The organism is Azospirillum sp. B506, assembly GCF_000333595.1.
Lineage (GTDB): Bacteria > Pseudomonadota > Alphaproteobacteria > Azospirillales > Azospirillaceae > Azospirillum.
Genome location: NZ_BADK01000444.1, coordinates 1 through 4,687, shown reverse-complemented (window position 1 = coordinate 4,687; position 4,687 = coordinate 1). Strand labels below are relative to the sequence as shown.

General features: G+C 66.0%; 2 protein-coding genes and 1 pseudogene. 1 reads left to right on the top strand and 2 read right to left on the bottom strand.

The window, feature by feature from the left end; genetic code table 11:
* Nucleotides 1–31: 31 nt before the first annotated feature.
* On the bottom strand, nucleotides 32–2,722 hold the full coding sequence (acnA, locus tag I71_RS13550; protein ID WP_042695387.1) for an aconitate hydratase AcnA: 2,691 nt from the start codon (nucleotides 2,720–2,722) through the stop codon (nucleotides 32–34).
* Between the two features lie 388 nt (nucleotides 2,723–3,110).
* Nucleotides 3,111–4,160 carry a bifunctional 2-polyprenyl-6-hydroxyphenol methylase/3-demethylubiquinol 3-O-methyltransferase UbiG gene (locus tag I71_RS13545; protein WP_083897146.1) on the bottom strand — a complete coding sequence of 350 codons (1,050 nt, stop codon included), beginning with the start codon at nucleotides 4,158–4,160 and terminating at the stop codon, nucleotides 3,111–3,113.
* Nucleotides 4,161–4,435: 275 nt separating this feature from the next.
* Here I71_RS13545 and I71_RS13540 point away from each other — a divergent pair.
* A pseudogene (locus I71_RS13540) lies at nucleotides 4,436–4,687 on the top strand (DNA mismatch repair protein MutT); the annotation flags it as partial.

The following is a 4,687-nucleotide window of genomic DNA, read 5'->3' as shown; positions in this document are numbered from 1 at the left end:
CGGCCCTTTCCTCATCCGATCTCAGGCAGCTTTACGTCGCGAGATTGCGCAGCACGAAGTTCAGCACGCCGCCGTTCCGGTAATACTCCACCTCGTCCAGCGTATCGATGCGCAGCAGCAGCGGGTATGTCTCCGTCTTGCCGTCGGCACGGGTCAGGGTCAGGGTGACGTCCTTGTGCGGACGCAGATCCTGTTCGATCCCGTCGATGTCGAAACGCTCCGACCCGTCCAGCTTCAGGTCGGCGCGGGTGACGCCGTCCTTGAACTGCAGGGGCAGGATGCCCATCCCGACGAGGTTGGAACGGTGGATGCGCTCGAAGCTCTCGGCGATCACGGCGCGGATGCCCAGCAGCTTGGTGCCCTTCGCCGCCCAGTCGCGGCTCGACCCGGTGCCGTATTCCTTGCCGGCGACCACCACCAGCGGCACGCCTTCGTCGGCGTAGCGCATGGCGGCGGTGTAGATCGGCAGCCGCTCTCCCGACGGGTAATGCTTGGTCTCGCCGCCCTCGACGCCGGGGATCAGCTCGTTGCGGATGCGGATGTTGGCGAAGGTGCCGCGCATCATGACTTCATGGTTGCCGCGGCGGGCGCCGTAGCTGTTGAAGTCCTGCGGACGGACCTGATAGCTCAGCAGATACTCGCCGGCCGGGCTGGTCTTCTTGATCGATCCGGCGGGGGAGATGTGGTCGGTGGTGATGGAATCGCCCAGCACCGCCAGCGCCCGCGCGCCGCGTACATCGGACACCGGATCCGGCGTCTTGGTCAGGCCGCTGAAGAAGGGCGGCAGCTTCACATAGGTCGAGCCGTCCTGCCACTGGTAGGTCTGGCCTTCCGCCGTGGCGATGGCCTGCCACTGCTCCGGCCCCTTGAAGACGTCGGAATAGCGGCTGCGGAACATCTCGGCGGTCAGCGAGGCGTCGATGGCGTCCTGCACCTCGCGGTTGCTCGGCCAGACGTCCTTCAGATAGACCGGCTGGCCGTCGCTGCCGGTGCCCAGCGGATCCGTGGTCAGGTCGACGTTCAGGTTGCCGGCCAGCGCATAGGCGACGCACAGCGGCGGCGAGGCCAGATAATTGGCGCGGGTGTGCGGGTTGACGCGGCCCTCGAAGTTGCGGTTGCCCGACAGCACGGCGCCGACGACCAGGTTCCCTTCCTCCACCGCCGCAGCGATGGCGTCGGGCAGCGGCCCGGAATTGCCGATGCAGGTGGTGCAGCCATAGCCGACGATGTTGAAGCCGATGCGGTCGAGATAGGGCTGCAATCCGGCCTTGGCGAGATAGTCGGTGACCACCTGCGATCCAGGCGCCAGCGAGGTCTTGACCCACGGCTTCTGCGTCAGCCCCTTCTCGACCGCCTTCTTGGCCAGCAGGCCGGCGGCGACCAGCACCGCCGGGTTGGAGGTGTTGGTGCAGGAGGTGATGGCGGCGATGACGACGGCGCCCTGTTCCAGGCTGTAGCCGGCGCCCTTCACCGGAACCGCCTTCTTGGGGTCGTCGGCCTTGTAGGCCTCGGTCATGTCCTTGGCGAAGCCCTGTGCCACCGCCGACAGGGCGACGCGGTCCTGCGGCCGCTTCGGCCCGGCCAGCGACGGCTCGACCGTGCCCATGTCCAGTTCCAGCACATCGGTGAAGACGGGATCGGGGCTGCCCGGCTCGCGCCACATGCCCTGGGCCTTGGCATAGGCCTCGACCAGCGCCACGCGGTCGGGGTCGCGGCCGGTGAAGGTCAGGTAGCGGATGGTCTCGGCGTCGATGGGGAAGATGCCGCAGGTGGCGCCGTATTCGGGGGCCATGTTGCCGATTGTGGCGCGGTCGGGCAGCGTCATGCTGTCCAGCCCCGGACCGAAGAACTCGACGAACTTGCCGACCACGCCCTTCTTGCGCAGCATCTGGGTGACGGTCAGCACCAGATCGGTCGCGGTGGTGCCTTCCTTCAGCCGGCCGGTCAGCTTGAAGCCGACGACCTCCGGGATCAGCATGGAGATCGGCTGGCCCAGCATCGCGGCCTCCGCCTCGATGCCGCCGACGCCCCAGCCCAGCACGGACAGGCCATTGACCATGGTGGTGTGGCTGTCGGTGCCGACCAGCGTGTCGGGATAGGCCACCGGCTTGCCCGACGGGTCGGCGTCGGTCCAGACGACCTGCGAGAGATATTCGGTGTTGACCTGATGGCAGATGCCGGTGCCCGGCGGCACCACGCGGAAATTGTCGAAGGCCTTCTGGCCCCAGCGCAGGAAGGCGTAGCGTTCCAGGTTTCGCTCGAACTCCAGCTCGACGTTCTTCTGGAAGGCGTCGGCGCCGCCGAAGTAATCGACCATCACCGAATGGTCGATGACGAGGTCGACCGGCACCAGCGGGTTGATCTTCGTCGGGTCGCCGCCCAGCGACGCCATCGCCTCGCGCATCGCCGCCAGATCGCAGACCGCCGGCACGCCGGTGAAGTCCTGCATCAGCACGCGCGCCGGGCGATAGGCGATTTCACGGTCGGACCGCTTGTCGACCAGCCACTCGGCCACCGCCTTCACGTCCTCGACGGAGACGGTGCGCCCGTCCTCGAAGCGCAGCAGGTTTTCCAGTAGCACCTTCATGGAGAACGGCAGCCGCGACAGATCGCCGAGACCCGCCTCCTCGGCGGCCTTCAGGCTGAAATAGTCGTAGCTCTTGCCGCCCGCGTCGAGGGAACGGCGGGTCTTGAGCGAATCCTGACCGGTGAAGGTGGTCACGGGAAGCCTCCTTGGCGATTGGGTCTGGCATGCGCCTTGATCGGCGCTTGGGAGAGTGCTTCGGTTACGGTCCAGGGGTATGGGCCAGGGTTATGATCCATGTGATGACGGTCCGCAGGACGGTCGGTCAAATGACCTGAGGATCGTCCAAAAGACTGAGGCAGCCATGCTGGCCCCTGCGCGTCATGCAGGCAAGATGTAGGTCGGGCGGGCGGCAGATCAAACGGATGGCTCCAAGAAAGCGCGAGCATAGGCGTGGACGGGGAAATGGTCGCTTGAGGCCGTCCTGTCACCGTCCGTCCGGCCGCAGTCGGCCCAACCCCGTCGATCATCCTATTACGGCTTCGCGGATGCTTTCTTTACTCATATGAACATTGGGGGCGGCCTCTCAGGCCGGCTTCATCGCCACATAGCGGACGAAGCGCAGGCCGCTGCCCAGCACCTGCAGCCGCGCCCACCACAGCGCAAGCTCCCGTTTCAACGCGGCCAGAACCGGGGCGGGCGGCACGGCGGCAGCCAGCGTGTCGGCCAGCTTCCGCACCCGGTCGATGATGTGCCGGCGGTGCAGCTGAGTCAGATCCTCGGTGATGCGGAGGTCGAGGTTGCGCTGGGTCAGCTCGTCGGCCATGCGGGTGGCGGTCCAGGGATAGACCTCCATCGGTTCCTGCTCCCGCCAGCCGTTCCAGCTGTCCCAGGAGCCGGGGGTGCCGTCGATCACATAATCGAACAGCGCGACTCCGCCCTTCGGCTTCACGCACTCGCCGAGGCCGTCCAGGAACAGGTCCTTGTCGCGCACGCGGTGCACGATGCGGTCGGCCATCACGAGGTCGAAGCTGCCGGCCTGATTGAAATGCTCGGGATCGTAATGGGCGATGGGCGCCTTCTTCGAAAGGCCCAGCGCCTTCGACCGGTCCATTGCCAGCTTCGCCAGCAACGGCGACGGTTCCAGACCGGTCACCCAGGTGTCGCAGCTTTCCACCAGTGCGCGGGCGGTGCCGCCCAGGCCGGCCGACAAATCCAGCACGCTCTTGGCCGGGTTCAATCCGAAGGAGCGGACCGAATCGATCATCCAGGCCGCCTCCTCCGGTCCGGTCATGTCCTGGCCCCACAGAAGCTGCGCCCCTTCGCTGCGCGCCGGCGACCAGACCGGTTCGCCATGACGGTCGAGTTGCATCAATGCCAGACGGTCCAGCTCCGGATTGCCGGCCGGCAGGGCCGGGTCCGGCGTTGCGGGGGCGACCGACGTCGCCGGGTGGGAGGTGGTGCCGATGGCGTCCAACGGACCGGGCTGGGGGCGGCCTGCCTGATTGCGCAACCCGGGCCGGCTTGGTCTGCGGGGCAGGCGGGACAGGTCATACCCCTCCCACCAAGCGGTGAGCCGGGTGCGCCAGTCGGGGTTACGCCACCGCTCCAAATCCTGAGGACTGATCTGCGGCATCACGCATCTGCCCTTTCCAGGTCAATCGGATCAGGTCAATCGGCGGATTGGCGATCTACCACTTTCGGGTAGGACTTCGTCATTCGGCGCCGTGATTTAGAAGTAGGGCCGGCCTATTTTTCTGTCAAGAAACCATTATTTAACGATTTCGACTTTGTTGCCATCAATTGTTTGAAAATTTTACCGGATTTTGTCTGTGCGGCTGCTGTGGGCGGGCATTGCGGCAGCCGGGGCGCCTCCCTATACTCCGGTCGCAACCGACGGAGGGGCCTCGCGTGCCGATCGAAACCGGTGATGCCACCGGCAATCCCTGGACCGTGCTGACCAGCACGACGAAATACGAGAATGCCTGGATGGAGGTGGTCGAACACAAGGTTCTGACCCCCAAGGGCGCCCCGGGCATCTACGGCGTCGTCCATCCCCGCAGCCTCGCCACCGGCGTGGTGCCGATCCATGACGACGGCACGGTGACGCTGGTCGGCCAGTACCGCTTCCCGCTGAAGCAATACAGCTGGGAAATCCCCGAG